At 69.1% G+C, this 15,142-nt stretch carries 19 protein-coding genes; 9 read left to right on the forward strand and 10 right to left on the reverse strand.

Annotated elements, in window-relative coordinates; genetic code table 11:
- Positions 1-204: 204 nt before the first annotated feature.
- The 5 genes from ACOJVX_RS06810 (at position 205) to ACOJVX_RS06830 (ending at position 4,119) form a co-directional block, all read left to right on the forward strand.
- Positions 205-687 (forward strand): hypothetical protein, encoded by a 483-nt coding sequence (locus tag ACOJVX_RS06810; RefSeq protein ID WP_422647342.1) that lies wholly within the window; start codon positions 205-207, stop codon positions 685-687.
- 321 nt (positions 688-1,008) lie between these two features.
- Positions 1,009-2,100 (forward strand): helix-turn-helix domain-containing protein, encoded by a 1,092-nt coding sequence (locus tag ACOJVX_RS06815; RefSeq protein WP_422647343.1) that lies wholly within the window; start codon positions 1,009-1,011, stop codon positions 2,098-2,100.
- Positions 2,100-3,137: a hypothetical protein gene (locus tag ACOJVX_RS06820; RefSeq protein WP_422646762.1), complete on the forward strand. Its 1,038-nt coding sequence runs from the start codon at positions 2,100-2,102 to the stop codon at positions 3,135-3,137. The genes ACOJVX_RS06815 and ACOJVX_RS06820 overlap by 1 nt, the downstream gene beginning before the upstream one ends.
- A gap of 346 nt (positions 3,138-3,483) precedes the next feature.
- Positions 3,484-3,681 (forward strand): hypothetical protein, encoded by a 198-nt coding sequence (locus ACOJVX_RS06825; protein WP_418153941.1) that lies wholly within the window; start codon positions 3,484-3,486, stop codon positions 3,679-3,681.
- Between the two features lie 84 nt (positions 3,682-3,765).
- Positions 3,766-4,119 carry a hypothetical protein gene (locus tag ACOJVX_RS06830; RefSeq protein ID WP_422647344.1) on the forward strand — a complete coding sequence of 118 codons (354 nt, stop codon included), beginning with the start codon at positions 3,766-3,768 and terminating at the stop codon, positions 4,117-4,119.
- A 210-nt stretch (positions 4,120-4,329) separates the two neighbouring features.
- Here the strand turns inward: ACOJVX_RS06830 and ACOJVX_RS06835 are convergent, their stop codons facing one another.
- The 3 genes from ACOJVX_RS06835 to cyaB form a co-directional block, all read right to left on the reverse strand.
- A complete protein-coding gene (locus ACOJVX_RS06835; RefSeq protein WP_422647345.1) occupies positions 4,330-4,677 on the reverse strand; it encodes a hypothetical protein in 348 nt (115 codons plus the stop codon).
- 453 nt (positions 4,678-5,130) lie between these two features.
- On the reverse strand, positions 5,131-5,769 hold the full coding sequence (locus ACOJVX_RS06840) for a DUF3558 domain-containing protein (protein ID WP_418153944.1): 639 nt from the start codon (positions 5,767-5,769) through the stop codon (positions 5,131-5,133).
- A gap of 1,055 nt (positions 5,770-6,824) precedes the next feature.
- Positions 6,825-7,379, reverse strand: a complete 555-nt coding sequence (gene cyaB / locus ACOJVX_RS06845) for a class IV adenylate cyclase (RefSeq protein ID WP_418153946.1) — start codon at positions 7,377-7,379, stop codon at positions 6,825-6,827.
- Here cyaB and ACOJVX_RS06850 point away from each other — a divergent pair.
- Both ACOJVX_RS06850 and ACOJVX_RS06855 read left to right on the forward strand, forming a co-directional pair.
- Positions 7,369-7,854: a hypothetical protein gene (locus ACOJVX_RS06850; RefSeq protein WP_418153947.1), complete on the forward strand. Its 486-nt coding sequence runs from the start codon at positions 7,369-7,371 to the stop codon at positions 7,852-7,854. The genes cyaB and ACOJVX_RS06850 overlap by 11 nt on opposite strands.
- 11 nt (positions 7,855-7,865) lie before the next feature.
- Positions 7,866-8,522 carry a YdcF family protein gene (locus ACOJVX_RS06855; protein WP_418153948.1) on the forward strand — a complete coding sequence of 219 codons (657 nt, stop codon included), beginning with the start codon at positions 7,866-7,868 and terminating at the stop codon, positions 8,520-8,522.
- Here ACOJVX_RS06855 and ACOJVX_RS06860 read toward each other — a convergent pair whose 3' ends face one another.
- On the reverse strand, positions 8,523-8,759 hold the full coding sequence (locus ACOJVX_RS06860; protein ID WP_422647346.1) for a hypothetical protein: 237 nt from the start codon (positions 8,757-8,759) through the stop codon (positions 8,523-8,525).
- Positions 8,760-8,805: 46 nt separating this feature from the next.
- On the reverse strand, positions 8,806-9,708 hold the full coding sequence (locus ACOJVX_RS06865) for a DnaB-like helicase C-terminal domain-containing protein (RefSeq protein ID WP_418153949.1): 903 nt from the start codon (positions 9,706-9,708) through the stop codon (positions 8,806-8,808).
- Between the two features lie 295 nt (positions 9,709-10,003).
- On the opposite strand from ACOJVX_RS06865, the gene ACOJVX_RS06870 reads away from it, so the two are divergent.
- Complete coding sequence (locus ACOJVX_RS06870; RefSeq protein WP_422647347.1) at positions 10,004-10,249, forward strand: hypothetical protein; 246 nt, start codon at positions 10,004-10,006, stop codon at positions 10,247-10,249.
- 7 nt (positions 10,250-10,256) lie between these two features.
- Here ACOJVX_RS06870 and ACOJVX_RS06875 read toward each other — a convergent pair whose 3' ends face one another.
- Together ACOJVX_RS06875 and ACOJVX_RS06880 are read right to left on the reverse strand one after the other, a co-directional pair.
- Positions 10,257-10,895, reverse strand: coding sequence for a DUF3558 domain-containing protein (locus ACOJVX_RS06875; protein WP_418153951.1), 639 nt, complete (start codon positions 10,893-10,895; stop codon positions 10,257-10,259).
- Positions 10,896-11,400: 505 nt separating this feature from the next.
- Positions 11,401-11,616 carry a hypothetical protein gene (locus ACOJVX_RS06880; RefSeq protein ID WP_418153952.1) on the reverse strand — a complete coding sequence of 72 codons (216 nt, stop codon included), beginning with the start codon at positions 11,614-11,616 and terminating at the stop codon, positions 11,401-11,403.
- 239 nt (positions 11,617-11,855) lie between these two features.
- Here ACOJVX_RS06880 and ACOJVX_RS06885 point away from each other — a divergent pair, with 239 nt between their 5' ends.
- Entirely contained in the window at positions 11,856-12,338 is a 483-nt protein-coding gene (locus ACOJVX_RS06885) for an NUDIX domain-containing protein (protein ID WP_418153953.1), read from the forward strand.
- 324 nt (positions 12,339-12,662) lie between these two features.
- On the opposite strand, the gene ACOJVX_RS06890 is transcribed toward ACOJVX_RS06885, so the two are convergent.
- Genes ACOJVX_RS06890 through ACOJVX_RS06900 form a run of 3 tightly spaced genes read right to left on the reverse strand, consistent with a single transcriptional unit; the run spans position 12,663 to position 15,141 of the window.
- Positions 12,663-13,259, reverse strand: a complete 597-nt coding sequence (locus ACOJVX_RS06890) for a phosphoglycerate mutase family protein (RefSeq protein ID WP_418153954.1) — start codon at positions 13,257-13,259, stop codon at positions 12,663-12,665.
- Complete coding sequence (locus tag ACOJVX_RS06895; RefSeq protein WP_418153955.1) at positions 13,256-14,002, reverse strand: SDR family NAD(P)-dependent oxidoreductase; 747 nt, start codon at positions 14,000-14,002, stop codon at positions 13,256-13,258. The genes ACOJVX_RS06890 and ACOJVX_RS06895 overlap by 4 nt, the downstream gene beginning before the upstream one ends.
- Before the next feature lie 2 nt (positions 14,003-14,004).
- Positions 14,005-15,141, reverse strand: coding sequence for a hypothetical protein (locus ACOJVX_RS06900; protein WP_418153956.1), 1,137 nt, complete (start codon positions 15,139-15,141; stop codon positions 14,005-14,007).
- Between the last annotated feature and the right edge of the window lies 1 nt (position 15,142).

The following is a 15,142-nucleotide window of genomic DNA, read 5'->3' on the forward strand; positions in this document are numbered from 1 at the left end:
CTGCCTCACCGCCCGGTCGCGGCGGAACCACGACCCCCGAACCCTGGTTCCGCCGCGACCCCCTCCCGCCCCGGAGTGCCGTCCGTCGCCTTCCGCGCCGCTGGCCCGCCGGCGTGGTGCCCCTGAACTCGGCGGGGCCGAGGTTCTCCCGCTTGAGGCGCCTCGGTTCCGCCGCCCCACCCCCATCCCCCGCACGGAGGATTCGTGACCACAGCCACCGCGAACCCCACCGAGAGATGTGTGATCTCGGCCGCGCAGGCGCCCACCCGCTACACCACCGAGACGGCGCGCTGGCCCACCTTCACCGACCCCGACACCGGGCAGGTGCGGCTGTCCCTCGGCGGCAGCGTCGACGCCCTGCGCATGAGTGCCGAGCTGGGCCACCAGGTCAACCACCACCTCGTCCAGGCCCTGCAACGCGGACCCATCATCGAAGTCCTGGCCCGTTCGTCCCCCAGCTGGATCTACCTCACCCAGCAGCGCACTCCGCTGCGTTCCTCCACGGTGACCGAGCTCCTCACCGCTGGAGCCTGCTGGTACGACGTGGGCAGCACGATCCTGCTGCCCCCGGCAATGTCCCGCGCCGAGGACCCCCGCTGGATTCAGCGCCCTCACACCGGGAAGGGCCTGCCTCGCTGGGAGGCGGTCGTCGGTGCCATCCGCCGCGCGAGCCGGCCAGCGCGATGACGGGGACGACACCGGTCGAGGTGACCGAGATGGTCACGACACTGATCCCTCGTGTCCCGGCCACCCGCTCCCGGCGTGTCCGCCGTTACGCCCTGCCGCGGCTGGCGAGCCGGATCCGCCCGTACCTCGCCGGGCTCCCCTCCCGTGGCAGCCCGGATGGTGACCAGGGCCCTGCCCCCACCACCACGGGTCACCCTGCCCACTTCTCGAACCCTCACACTCCGCGCTGACGAGCGGCGTCCGCCGCTGGTGCTCCACAGCAGCCGGGTCAACCCGCACCGCCTGTTCCGTCACCCCGTCCCACCCACGGAAGTTCCAGACATGACCACCGCATCCGGTGCACTCGGGCTCCGGCCCGCGCTCCACCACCTGATCCGCCTCCACCCCGGCGACGAAGTCACCGCCGGCCCCCTCGCCGCCCCCCTCGAGAAGCCCACCACCGCGATCGACCACGAACTCGAGCTCATGGCCGCCGAGGGCCTGCTCACGCCACTGCCCCACGCCTCGGGACCCACCCGGTTCCGCCGCGACGGCGCGAACCACACCGCGCCCCTGGGGTGGGCGTGGCTGCTGGACATGCTCGACTGGTACCTCCGGCGCACCGCCGAGGTCGACCGTGCCCTCGACCCGTACGGGATCCGGAGCAGCCCGGTCTACGACCGGGCCAACCGACGCACGGGGTGGAGCCCGGACCGGGCACTGCTGTGGCTGGCCGCGGAACGGACGAACGTGCTGGCCGCGCAGTCGCTGGCCAGCCTGCACGGCTGGGACGAGCTCACCGTGAGCTTCGCCGAATCCCTCGGGATCCCCCTGTTGCGCGGCGGGTACCTCGACGACCTCGGGGTGACCCACCACCTGGCGTTGGCGGCGCGTCCACCGATCGACCCGCTGCTGTTGGCCACGCTGCACCTGCGCCTGGCCGAGGCCCACCTCGCCGCGCAGGACCACTCCTGCGCCATCGCCGAGTGCGTGCTGGCCCAGGACATCGCCGCGGGGGTGGGCGGCGGCGGGCACGTCCGGGACGCCGCCCGTGTCTTGCGGGCCCAGGCCGAGGATGCCCTCGGGCAGCGGGCGGGAGCACCACCACCGAAGCTGGAGCACCAGCCCGCACGCGATTTCCCAGCCCGGACGCCCACGCCCGCGACGGAGCAGCAACACCCCGACGCGGCCGGTCGCACACCCGAACGACCCGCACGGCGGACGGGTTCCACGACCAGAGACCTGCAACGGGCGATCCTCGCGGCGAAGCTCGCCGCCCGTTACCACCAGGGGCACTCGATACAGGAACTGGCCACCTCCATCGGCCGCTCCTACGACATGACCCGCCGCCTGCTCCGGGAAGCCGGGGTGCGGTTGCGACCGGGAGGCCGGCGCACCGCACGCACCGCCGCGGTGGAGGGTCAGGAGAGGTGATGGTCGATCCCGTCGTGGCCACCGTGCCCGGCCGTGTGCTCCTCGCTGGTGATCACCTGGACTGGATGTGCGGGGGTCCCCGCGTGTCGGCTGCCGTGGGGCTGCGGACCACGGCCACCGCCCTGCTCACCTCGGCCACCGAACACCTTTCGGCCATCGCCTATCGGCCGTTGCACCAACAACGCACCGTCCGGGTGCGGGACTACGCCCCGACCGGTGATGACCTCGACCTGGTCCTCACCACCGCCTGCCTGTCGGTGTACCAGGCTGGGGCGGGCCCGGCCGGTGGGGTCGTGCTGACCCGCGGTGAGGTCCCGGTCGGTGTGGGCCTGGCGTCCAGCGCCGCGGTCGCCGTCGCGGTCGCCGCCGCCGTCCTCGGGGCCCGAGCTGGTTCCCCAACCGGGGTGGATCGGGACCTCGTCCTGCGGATGGCGGGGGAAGCCGAACGCAGGACATCGGCAGCCGGGGTGTCCACCGATGTCCTGGCCGTCGCCGCCGGCGGCCTGGTTCGCGTCGAGGCCACCGCCGAGCCCGGGGTGCCCCGGGTGGCGGTCCTGCCCGCTCTCGACGATGCCGAGGTGGCACTGCTGCTGATCGACACCGGGCGAGGCAGGTGCCCGCACGCCGAACGGGTCCTGGTCTCGCGGTGGGTGGCCCGGGACCGGGATGTGGTGCGCTACGCCGATGCCACCGCCCGCCTGGTGGATGAGATGACGGCTGCGCTGCGGCAGGAGCCGGTGTCCTGGCCGGAGCTCGGGATCCTGTGCACGGCGGCGCACCAGCTTCTGAGCACGCGGGCGCGGGCGTCGACGGTGTTGCTCGACGCGGCCCTGGCCACGGCGGTCGACCACGGTGCCTATGGGGGTAAGGCAGCAGGAGGTGCGGTCGGTGGTGGTGCGGCGTTCGTGTTCGTGCCGCGCGACCGGCTGTTTCCGGTGCAGGCGGCGCTGCGGGCGTTACCGGTCGAGGTGACGGTCGTGTCGAGCTGCGCTGCTGGGCTGGCCTCCCCGCCGTCCTCGGTGGGCCTGACGGCATGACGTCGAGGCGTCCGGCGCTTCCCCCGCTGGGCGCCCCCGGCTACGGGTGGCCTACCGCCATCCTGCCCTGATCTCGTCGGTCGGGGCGTCGACAACGATGTCCTCACCGATACCTGACGGCAGTCGCCGCTTCCCGGTGTCCCACCGCGTTACCCCGCCTCCCCTGTGTGGAACGCGGCCTTGCTGGGGGTGGTGGCTGCTGGGTCGCCCGGTGGCCGAACCCGCTCGCCCCGGCCCTCGCTCCGGGTTCCCACCGGGCGACCCCCCTCTCTCCATCGCTTCCTGTTGTCCGTTGTGCGCCAGCTCCGCGGCGGTGCATCCCTGCTTCTCGAAGGACCCGTTTCTCGTGATCGTGCACATCCTCATCCACGCTGTCGTTTCGGTCCTCATCGCCTGTTTAGCCCTGATCGTGGTGGTGGGCCTGATCGCGCTGTACTTCGCGGTGTTCGGTGGCCACCCGCAGTCCTGGCACGCGGCGGCCGACACGGTGGTCTCCACGCTGGCCCGGTCGCTGACCACCCTGCTCTACGGACTCGCTCCGTGACCCCAACTTCCGGCGACACTGACAGGGTGTCGCCGGGAGCCGGTCCTGCGGGTGCGGTCCGCCACTACCTGCCGGAGGACGGATATGACGGATGCGGCGACCCGGGAAGCGTTGCGGGCGGTGCCGGAACTGGCCGGGATCTACGCGTTGACCCGCCGGGGATGGCAGTGGACCAGCCTGACCCGGGACACCGGGACCCTCATCGGCTGGTTCGCCTGGCCTGACGGGCCGTTCGTGGACTGGTGCGTGATCCGGGGCTACGGGGAGGTCGAGGCCACCCGGGTCCGTGACGGCGACGGGCTGGTCTGGCAATGCTGCGGGTCGGTGGGTGTGGTCGCCGCTGAGCTGCGGGACCTTCCCCCACCCCAGGCCCCGGGGGCTCCGCGTCTGCTGACGGGGCGGCGGTGGCGACCACCCAGCCCGCTGCGGCCCCGGTGACCTGACCACTGAATCTCGACGACCCTCGACCCCATTCCCTCGTGGTCCGTCCCCACGCGAACGCGCGGGTATGCACCCACGAATTCGCTTGCCCGGCAACGACCGTCACAATCAGGCAGCAACGAGGCGAACGAGGTTGAAGTCCGCGCGGCGTGCGAAAAGGGCTAGGGTGCCAGCCGTTGACACCCTAGCCCTACGAAGGACGATCTCCTATTCGAAGCGGGGCGCAGCTGCCTCGTCACGCGACTCGGTGTGGAGCTTCATGATCGCGGACGCGGTGACCGCCACCGTCTGAGGCCAGCGCGGGGACAGCTTCTCCCACTGGCCAACCCGCCGCCATCGATTGTGGTGGGCCAGCAGCATCGTCACCGTGACCTGGTCCTCCGGCTGGGACGCGCCGTCTGGAGCGCTGAGCACGATAACGAGATCCCCCTCGGATGCCGCCTGCGGCTGTTCGGGCAGCCAACTGCCCGCGAACAGCGCCACGTCACCGTCGGTGTCCTCATAGAGGTCCACGGCCACCACCAGCAACGCCCATGTGTCCTCGGGCTGTCGCATAGGCGTTGTTCCGGTTGCCGGTGTGAGAATGACGGCTTCTGGGGGAAGCGCCTCCCACGTCACCGGGTCCGTTTTCTCATCGTCCTGAATGGTGCGGATTGTGGTGTCGGCGTGGTCGGCGGGTGCGTCGACGGCAGCGTCAGGGGGTGGTTCGGATGGCGATGGCTGCGTAGCGCGGGCAGGCATGGTTTCGTCGTCCCTTCGGTGTCGGTTCATTCGGTGCCAAATGGCACACATCCATGGACGCTTCGTTGCCCGCAAATGTCAAGGCGTATTGTGTGGCCCGTGGGGAATGGTCGCGAATGCTGCCGCCACCCACAACACCTCGACTGTCATCGAATCCTCGTCACGGATAGCGCTACGAGGATTACCGGGTACTCAAAATCCCCCTCGTCTCGATCGATCTGCCGTTCCGTTCTTGCCGCTTGGTCATCCTGCACTTCTTCACCGGCATCAGTCCCCGGTGGGCAGCCGCATCAGGACGGCGCGGGCGACGTCGGCGGCCCGTCCGCACGGGTCCCTCCTTTCGATCTCGGTCACGCCGTCCTCCGCGTAGCGCGCGTTGTCGGACTGCACGACGAACTGCTGGTCGTGGGCGGTCCCCACGAAGACCTGGCAGTTCCTCGTCTGCTCGACGTGCTGCGCGGCGACGGCCGGGTAGCCCTCGATCGTGATCGGGGTGAACACGGCGTAGGCGTCCTTCCGGTCGTACACCTCGCCCAGCCCGGTGCGCCCGATGTCCCGGTACACCGCCGCGTCGGTGGCGGTGACCCGGTTGCGCCACAGGCACGGTTCGAACGGCCCGGTCGGCCGTTCCAGTTCGCCCTCCGGGGCCAGCCCGAGTTCCTCGGCGGCGTCCGGCGGGAGCAGGTCGCAGGGCTCGAGCGCCCGCATGTCGATCGGGTTCTCCACCGGCGGGTACCGGGGGTCGGCCGGCGGCTGCTTCGACTCCGAGGGCGCGCCCGTACCCGCGCCGCCGGGATGCGCTTGTCCGGCCTCACCGGAGGGCAGCGCCACCGCCAGGTAGGCCACCACCACCCCGGCGACCAGCACCACGGCACCGCCGGCCCACCACTTCCCACTACCTGCCATGCCCGTCTCCCGCGTAGTCGACCCGCCCGTTCGGCCACTGGAACTCGACCGGCTGAACGGGCGGTATTCGCCTCCTCCATGGCCCCGTACAGGACGGGTCCGGGCCAGCAGCATCGAGTCAGGGTGGAGACCGCGGGCCCGAGCCCAGCCAACAGCGTTACCCGCCTGAATCGCCAGAGCGGTCGGGTGGCGATCGTGTGGCGTTGGTGAGGCGCCGGCTTCGGCGACCAGCGGGAGTGGTCCCCAAGCTCACCAGTACCTCGGCCGGACTCGGTGCTGTGATGGCCTGCGCCATCGGCGACTACCTGCAGCCCGCTGCGCCAGCCCTGCATACCGCTTTTCGGGGCTGATCACCACTCTGAACATGTCCGCACGGCTGATCGACCTGACGCGCTCAGCCCCCAACTCGAGGAGGCGCACCGCAGCCTCCTTTCTGCCCTCGAACCGTTCGCCTAGGGCGTACCGTTCTCGACACCGCCATTTCCGGCGCTGCGGTAGACGCCCGTTCGCGGGCGACGGATGGAATGCTTGGAACCTCGCGAAGCCTTGGCGGAGCAGCCCCCACACCCGGGGACGGCAGGTCGAGTAGCCGAGTGAGCTCCGCAGGATCGGAACAGCCCCGCGTGCGCGGGGACGACAAGGGCAGCGGGCGCCGGATGCTCGACGGCCGCCAGGTCGCAGTCGCTTACCCACATCCTGTTAGCGCTGCAATATGACCGATTCCACCAAGACTGGAAGATTTCAACAAGCTGTATCACCTCTGATTCCCAGGAGGTCCGACACGCCTACTTCGGAGGATTGGCTCGCCACTCAAGATCTTCCGATGGACCACCGTGCCGCCAAAAGTCTTCCAGGTCGGCATGGCGCGCAAGGCCCTTGCGGGGCTGGTGGTCGTTCGTCCGGGCCTGCCGATTGGCTTTGGCTCGTTTTTCCTTACCCACGCCGGTCATCGTCGCGCCTGGCCTGTTGGGCAGTCCCGGATCAGCTCGGACAACACGCGGGGACCACTCGTTCGAGTGGTCCCCGCGTCTGTGGCGTGCGCCGGTGTGGCTGTGTCAGTGCTCCCGCCCGAGGAGGATGTGTGGGTAGCCGCGGTTGATCGGCTCGCCGAGCTGAACGCCGAGGGAGGCGATGAACTGCTCCAGCTGCTCGGTGGCGTCCTCGACGTTGGCGGCGTCGGCCTTGTACTCGAACTCGACGAAGTCGCCGGCGTCGACGACGTGGTCGAACACGACCTCGACGTCGGGCAGCTTCCACTCCTCGCGGGTTTTGTCGACGGTGACCAGCGGGGTGAAGTCGAGGGCTTCGAGCAGGCGGCGGATGGCTTCGACGTCGTCGACCTTGGTCTCGTACTCGTCGGCGTGGGTCTTGATCAGTTCGTCGATCGGGTGCCAGCGCTTGAAGTTGACCGACGAGCCGCGTGCCTCGGTGCGCACCCGCAGCCACTCGGAAATGGCCTCGCGGGCGGTGAAGTCGCGGTGCGGGGCGTTGAAGTAGGCGTCGACCTGGCGGGTCGGTTCGGAGGGCTTGGCGCCCAGGGCTTCGAGCTTGGCCTTGAGCGCGGCCGGGTCGGGCAGGGCGAACTTCTTCTCAACCTCGATGTACTGCACGGGCGGGTGTCCTCTCGTCGGTTGCGTCGGGGTGGAGCAGTGCGGTGATCTCGGCGACCTCGTCCGGGTGGAGCGGGTCGTCCAGGCTGGTGAGCGTGGTGGTGATCTGCTCGGCGTCGCGGAACCCGACCAGCACGGCGGCGTCCGCATCCACCGCGTCACCGTCGCGATGGAACTCGGCGACGTCCAGGTCGCCGTCGACCTCGGCCCCCGCGTCGACACCCGCGCACTCCCGGTCGAGCGGCGCGTCCGGCACGCCATCGAGACCGCGCGGGCGTTCGTGCGCTGGAACCGCGCCGACGACGCCCTCGCGCTGCTGCTCGAAGCGAAGACCTACGCCCCCGAGCAGGTCCGCTACCACCGGCTGTCCCGGCTGCTGGTCCGCGAGATGATCCGCCACCCCCGGCCCGCAGACCGGGCCATCGAGCTGGCGCACCGGATGGGCGTGCGCGGCACCGACCCGCGCCGCCCGTAACCTTGCCGGTTATGGCGACCACCGAACTGGCTGCGAACCTGCGTGCCGACGTCGAAACCCTGTGGGCCTACCACCACATGGGCCACCAGCCCCGCCGCTGCGATGTCGGCATCGGCCTCGGGTCCCACGACCTCGGCGTCGCCATCCACACCGCCCAGCTCTACCAGCAGGGCCTGTTCGAGCGGATCGTGTTCACCGGCGCCAACGCCCCCACCACCATCGAACGCTTCCCCCGCGGGGAGGCCGTCCACTACCGCGAACACGCCATCGAACTCGGTGTCCCCGCCGACGCGATCCTCATCGAGACCGAGGCGACCAACACCAGCCAGAACCTCACCAACACCCGCCAGGTCCTCGCCGACGCGGGTGTCCACCCGTCCTCGGTCATGCTGATCTCCCGGCCCTACCAGCAGCGACGCGCCTACGCGACCTGCCGCAAGGTGTGGCCCGAGGTCGAGGTCCTCTGCTCGTCCCGGCCACTGCCACTCGACGAGTACATCGCCTCCATCGGCGACGTCGACAGGGTCATTAACATGCTCGTCGGCGACACCCAGCGCATCACCGAGTACGCCCGCCTCGGCTTCGCCATCGAGCAGGACGTGCCCGAGCAGGTGGACGCCGCCTACCAGCGGCTCGTCGACGCGGGCTTCACCAGCCGCTTGATCTAGCTACTCCGGCGCTCGCTCACCGCGGCCCAGCGCGGCGAGCCCGGCACGAACAACCTCGATCGGGGCGACGGCTACGGCGTCGTCCTCCGGGCCGGTCAGGTACACCACATGGCCGGCCTTCGCCTGCGCGATCAACTCGCCCAGCACCTGACCGACCGTCGCTTCCGCAGCCCACTCCGGGGCCGGACCTTCAGTGTCTGAGAACAGCGGTATGCCCAGAGCGTAGTGCGCCAGCACGGAGACAACCCCGGGACCGCGCGCCCTCATAGCGTCCCGGACGTCGTCAGATGGCCAAGGTGATGAATCGGCCGTACAGGAATTGCTGGACGAGCAGGAAAGTAGCGGTCGGACCGTGCCGGTGCTTGGCGAGGATGAGGTCGGCCTCACCTGCCCGAGGATCGTCCCGGTCCCATGCGTCGGGACGGTGGATCAACAGCACGTTGTCAGCGACGTGAGCGATGGTCCCGGAGTCTCGCAGATCGGCCAGGCTCGGCGCTGGCATGACGGGCTGCCGAGGACCTGAGTTGCACGAAAGCTGGACCGTCGCCACGACCGCGATGTTGTGGTCCAGGGCGAGCCGCTTCAAGCGTCGCGTGACCTCCGCGACCTCGCGTTCGCGGTTCTCGTAGAGCACGTCCCGTCGAGCGGTGACCATGTGGAGCGAGTCGACGATCACGAGCTGCGTGTCCTGCGCCGCGGTCAGGGACGCCACGGCGTCTTCAACGGCGGCGATGTCCGGGTCGCCAAGTCGAGTGATCACGACGAGCTTCTCGTGGATCGCGGACACGCCCTTGGCCAAACGAGTCCAACCCTTGTCCGTCATACGCCCGGTCCGCATGTCCGCCAGTCGAATCTTGTTCACGGCGCACAGCAGCCGCTGGGTCACCGCCTCGGCCGTGTCATCCAGCGTCAGATACGCCGAGGCGACACCGTGGCGCACAGCAGCGCCACGGATAAAATCCGAGGCCAGAGTGCTGGAGCCGACCCCTGGATGAGCGCCAACAACGGTCAACGACCCACGGCGCAAGCCCCCCGTCAGGTCATCGAGAGCGTGAAACCCCGTGGGGATGTGGTAGCCGGAACCCCCACGACTGGCGATCGCATCCACCTCGTCGACCGTCGACTGGAGCACCGCAGCGAACTCCCAATGCGCATACTCCTCACCGGCATCGTCAGCGTTGCCCACGCCAAGACCCGGCTCGTCAGCGCCAAATGAGGATGTCACCTGACCTTTATAGCTGTGGAAGCCGCCGGACCTTGAACCACATCGCTGGACAGCCCCTGCGGCTTGGAGTTCCGGCGGTGTCTTCAACTCCGCCGGGCAGTCGCCCGTGCGCCGCACCGACCGGAACCACCCCCATTTACGAGACCGGAAGCCCAATCCACGGCGAACTCGCGGCCCGCTTCGGCGTTGCTGTCGACGACACCGGGGCCCTGCGGGGAACGATCGAGCCGGGCTCGACTCGACGGTGCGCAACCCCGTGGTGAACACCACCGAGAAGGCGCGGACCGCCATCGGTTACGCGGAACAGCGCATCATCAACGGCGTGGTGCGGTCGGTGGCCAGCCTGCTGGACGGCCAGCAGACCGAACCGGCCAGCCCGGAGGCGATCGCCAAGGCGCTCGCTCCGCTGATCACCGCCGCCGTCACCGAGGCGCTTGGCCAGGACAACGATGCCCAGACCGACGCGATCGTCGAGGCCCTAGCCAGGAGACTGGCCGGGTAGCTGCAGCTCACTCCCCGGTGGGCAGCCGCACGAGGACGGCGCGGGCGACGTCGGCGGCCCGGGCGCACGGGTCCGACTCCTCAGCCTCGGTCACGCCGTCCTCCAGGTAGAGCGCGTTGTCGGACTGCACGACGAACTGCTGGTCGTGGGCGGTCCCCACGAAAACCTGGCAGTTGCCCATCTGCTCGACGTGCTGCGCGGCGACGGCCGGGTAACCCTCGATCGTGATCGGGGTGAACACGGCGTAGGCGTCGCGCCGGTCGTACACCTCGCCCAACCCGGTGCGCCCGATGTCCCGGTACACCGCCGCGTCGGTGGCGGTGACCCGGTTGCGCCACAGGCACGGTTCGAACGGCCCGGTCGGCCGTTCCAGCTCCCCCTCCGGGGCCAGCCCGAGTTCCTCGGCGGCGTCCGGCGGGAGCAGGTCGCAGGGCTCGAGCGCCCGCATGTCGATCGGGTTCTCCACCGGCGGGTACCGGGGGTCGACCGGCGGCTGCTTCGACTCCGAGGGCGCGCCCGCACCCGCGCCACCGGGATGCGCCTGCCCGGCCTCACCGGAGGGCAGCGCCACCGCCAGGTAGGCCACCACCACCCCGGCGACCAGCACCACGGCGCCCCCGGCCCACCACTTCCCACTACCTGCCATGCCCGTCTCCCGTGTTGTTGTCACTCTCGTTCGGCCACTGGAACTCGACCGGCGGGCCGGGTGGTATCCGGTCAGCGCGGACAATGCGGGCCCAGCCCACCCAACAGCGTTATCCGCCTGAATCGCCAGAGCGGTCGGGTGGCGATCGTGTGGCGTTGGTGCTGCGAGGACTCCGGAGACCAGCGAGTTGTCCTGCCGCACCCCCACGTCTCCTCGTCGTCGTGCCTCCGCCCACGTCTACGGTCTGGCTGAGGTCGCTGCGACTGCGGCAAGCTTCCGCCTCCCGCTTAGCCCGAGTAATGGCAAGCAGCAACACCTCATCAGGACGCGCCGCGAGGGTCTGCGTCGCAGGCGCTACGCAGACCACGTCGGAGTCGGGTTCCCCGCGGCCGCGTTTCTTGGGGGACGACGCACCGCATCACTGTCCGGCCACTGGTCCAGTGCGACGGGTCACGGCTGGTGGTCAGGAGAACGGTACGGTCAACTTCTCGGAGATCGCATCTCGCTAACCATTTGAGATCAGCCTGCCGAGCACAGGCGTTGCGCGAGCCCGAAGGGCTTCGGCCAGGTCAACGTTGTTGCCGTAGGTGTGGCCGTGGAGGAGCTGGCTGATCGCGGCCAACTCGGCGAAGTGACTGGTGATGCCGTTCAGCAGGCCGGCGAACTTCCGCTGAACGCGCGCCGCCATCGCCGGCGTTAGCCGATTTCGGTTGTGCAGCACTGCGATGTCGTACCCGCTGCGAAGCGAGACCCCAGCTCTCTGCTGAGGCGCGCGACGTGGTTGCGGCGGTCTTGACACCCATGTTCCTTCGGTGGGCGGCCCGAGCAAACGGACTCATCGCAAGGCCAGCACCGCGCCTCGGACCGACCCAGCCCTGCTGGTGAGAGCCTGCTGTGGCGCAGTGACAATAGCGTGGCCCTGAGTAATCGGGCTGCGCGGTCAGCCGTAGGCTCATCAGCGTGACAGAACAATCCAAGACGACGGTGGCGGTGGGACGGCGTGCGGCCCGGGCGATCTTGATCGACGACCTCGGATGGCTGATATTGATCAAGCGAACGAAGCCGGGACAGGCGCCGTACTGGACCGTGCCCGGCGGCGGTGTCGAGGGCATCGACGCATCAGTCGAGGCGGCTCTGTACCGGGAGCTGGAGGAGGAACTGGGCGCTAAGGCTACGGATGCCTCGCAGGTGTTCCTCGTCAGCACTCCATCGGCCGATGGGGTAGCTGTGCAACATTTCTTTGTGGCTCGGCTGGCCGGCCTGGATGAGTCGGCCCGAAGTGGCCCGGAGTTCAGCGACCCGTCGCGCGGCGCATATGACCTCGACCGGGTCGATCTTCGGGGAGCCGATCTCGTGTCGATCGACTTGAAGCCGACCGCGTTGAAGGAGTTCATCCTAGCCAACCGGGAGGCCCTGCTGGTCGAGGTGGGCGTGGCCGACTGAGCCGCGGACATTCCTCGGCGAAGTAGGCAAACGCGATGACGGTCTGCGGGTTACCGTTCGGGTAGTGCGGGAGGGTTCCGCACACGTCGCTCTGGACCATCAGACTGCTCTGGATATGCCCGAGGTGTTCGCCTTGCTCATGCGCGCCGAGCACGTCGCGCAGATGGCGTGGTGGCCGTCGGTGAGCGCGAACCGGGTGCGACGGCGCTGGGACTCGTCGTATCGATGTCGGTCAGGTTAGGAGGACGGCAAGGCGGTGGCGGACGGCTCGCTCGTCGTCAGACTCGTGTGGCAAGATTCGGTCGGTCGTCGGCCCATCAAGGATCACGGGGTCTCCCTCGGTGGCTCCCACAGCTGGGCGGGGGCAAGGTGGAAGTCGCTGGCGTAGCCAAAGATGTCGGCGGGGTGGCGGTACCCGCGGTACAGAGCGGCGAGGGCGCCGATGAGCAGCCGATGGGATACGATCAGTACTCGGCTGTGTTCGGTGGCGAGGTCACCGGCGAGGGCTGCGGCTTCGAGTGCACGTTCGGCGAAGGCTTGGAGGCTTTCGCCTCCGGGCAGGGCACTGACCGGGTTGTTGGTGCGCTGTCGCCGCCAGGTGATGTATTCGGTCGGGTACTGGGTGGGGGCGAGGCCCAGCACGCAGTGTGGGGCTCGCCATTCGGTGAACACGCTGATCGGTCCGGCAAGTCGGGTGTCCCACGCACGGGCGACGATGCTGGCGGTCTGGCGAGCGCGGAGCAGCGGGCTGGACGCGATGAGTGCCGGTTGCCAGTGATGTATGTGCAGATCGCGCACGGCCAGTTCGGCTTCGACGGTGCCCGCGATGGTCAGTGGGCTGCCGGGACGGGCGTGGGCGCCGGGGCGGCGAAGCCCGTCGTCGCAAGTGCCGTGGCGCATCCAGAGCGTGGCGGGGGTCATGTCATGCACCAGCCCCCGTCGATGGTGAGGCATTGGCCGGTGATGAATCCCGCGTCGCGCGAGGCGAGGAAGTCGACGGCGGCGGCGATGTCGTCAGGGTGACCACGGCGCTTGACACACTGGCGGTCGAGCTGCCGGCTGATCATCGCGGCATGGTCGGGGACTACGGCGTGTTCGGCGGGTACTTCGATGGAGCCCGCGCGAACGCAGTTGACCGTGGTGCCGTGCGGTCCGAGTTCTCGGGCCAGGGCGCGCACGAGTCCTTCCAGTCCGCTCTTGGCCGCGATGTAGGCGGCGAGGTCGACTCTGCCGAGCTGAGTGAGCACCGAGGACACGGTGATGATGCGGCCCTGGCCACGGGTTGTGAGGGACGGGGTGACGAGCTGAGCACACGACGCGTGAGTGACCAGATTGACCTCGATCTGCTTGCCGAAGGTGTGCAGATCAAGGCTGGCCCAGGGGATGCGTGGATAGGCGCCGGCGTTGGACACGAGGACTTCCAGCTGGTCGGCGGCTTGCTCGACTTCGTGTGCAAGCGTGTCGATCGTCATCCGGTCGGTGAGATCGCCCGTGACCGCCACTGTGGCAGCGCCGCGTTGTTCAACGGTGGCGAGCACGTTGTGCAGATCCGGGTCGTCGTGGAGGTGGGTGAGGATGAGGTCGTAGCGGTCGGCGAGGCGCCCGGCGACGGCCGCGCCGATGCCGGAACCGGCTCCAGTGACGATGGCGACGGGACGGGCCACGATCAGTTGACCTCCGCATCTGATGGTGTGAGGGCGAGGAAGCTGGGCAGCGCGGTCTCGGGGTCCAGTGCTTGGGCGAGTAGGGCCAGCGACAGCGCGGTGTCGCTGGATTCGAGGTCGGCGAGGTGGTAGACACCGAGCAGCCGCATCACCAGGTACGGCCGCATCCACGTCATCAGGTCGTCGATGCCGAGATGCCGAGCGATGGGCCAGATGATCTCGTCGAGGTAGCGGCGCAGGACATGTCGGCGGGCTCGGCTGGGCGCGTGTCGATAGGTGATCATCAGCGATGAGCGGTTGTGTTCGACCTGGACGACGGGCTCGGCGAGGCTCGACGGGGTGAGCGCTGAGGGGTGATCGTCGAATGCCGCCCTGTTGTAATGCGGGGTGAGCCATGCGCCGTGGAGACGTTGGTAGAGCAGGAAACATGCGAACTCGCCGGGCAGCGCGTTGAGTCCTCCGGTGTCGTAGTCGAACCACACCGGTCCGCCTGCGGGCGACCACCCGATGTTGATGTCGGTGGGGTCGCCCTGGGTAATGGCGGCCCAGACCGGGTTGTGGCGAGCGAAGTGGTCCCGCAGTCTGGTCGTCAGTTCGCCGAAGTGAACGGCGTGCTCGCGGCCGTTGACGACCAGTCGCAGGTCTGCAAGATCCTCGGGGCGGACCCTCTGGGTTCCATTGGTGATCGGCCACGATGCGTTGGGTCGGTAGTACTGGTCGAGGCGGCCACCGGGAGCGGCGCGGTCGCCGTAGAGCTTGCTGATCGTCTCCCTGTTGGTCGTGAGGCGCAGGGTGCTGCCGATGACGCGCTGGTAGTGGCGGAACACGGGGGTCAGGCATGTGTCGAGCCGCACCATGTCGCCCGTGAGGTCGGCGTGGGTGATCTCGTCGAGTAGCAGGCCGTGATCGTGCCCGAGGTGCGGCCACCGGTCGTAGACGAGCACTGTCCAGCGGGCGACCCGTCGCGCGCTATGCAGCCCTGGCACTGGGTAGAACTCGCGGAGCCGAGCGTGTCCAGCGCATTCGACGCGGGCTTCGTCGTGGTTCGGGTTGGCCTTGACGAACAGCGGGTATCCGGCCCAGTCAACGTGCCAGGTGTGGTTCGCCGTGAAGCGTCGGTGGTGGGTGATCCTCAGCATG

The organism is Actinoalloteichus caeruleus, from assembly GCF_049311605.1.
GTDB lineage: Bacteria > Actinomycetota > Actinomycetes > Mycobacteriales > Pseudonocardiaceae > Actinoalloteichus_B > Actinoalloteichus_B caeruleus.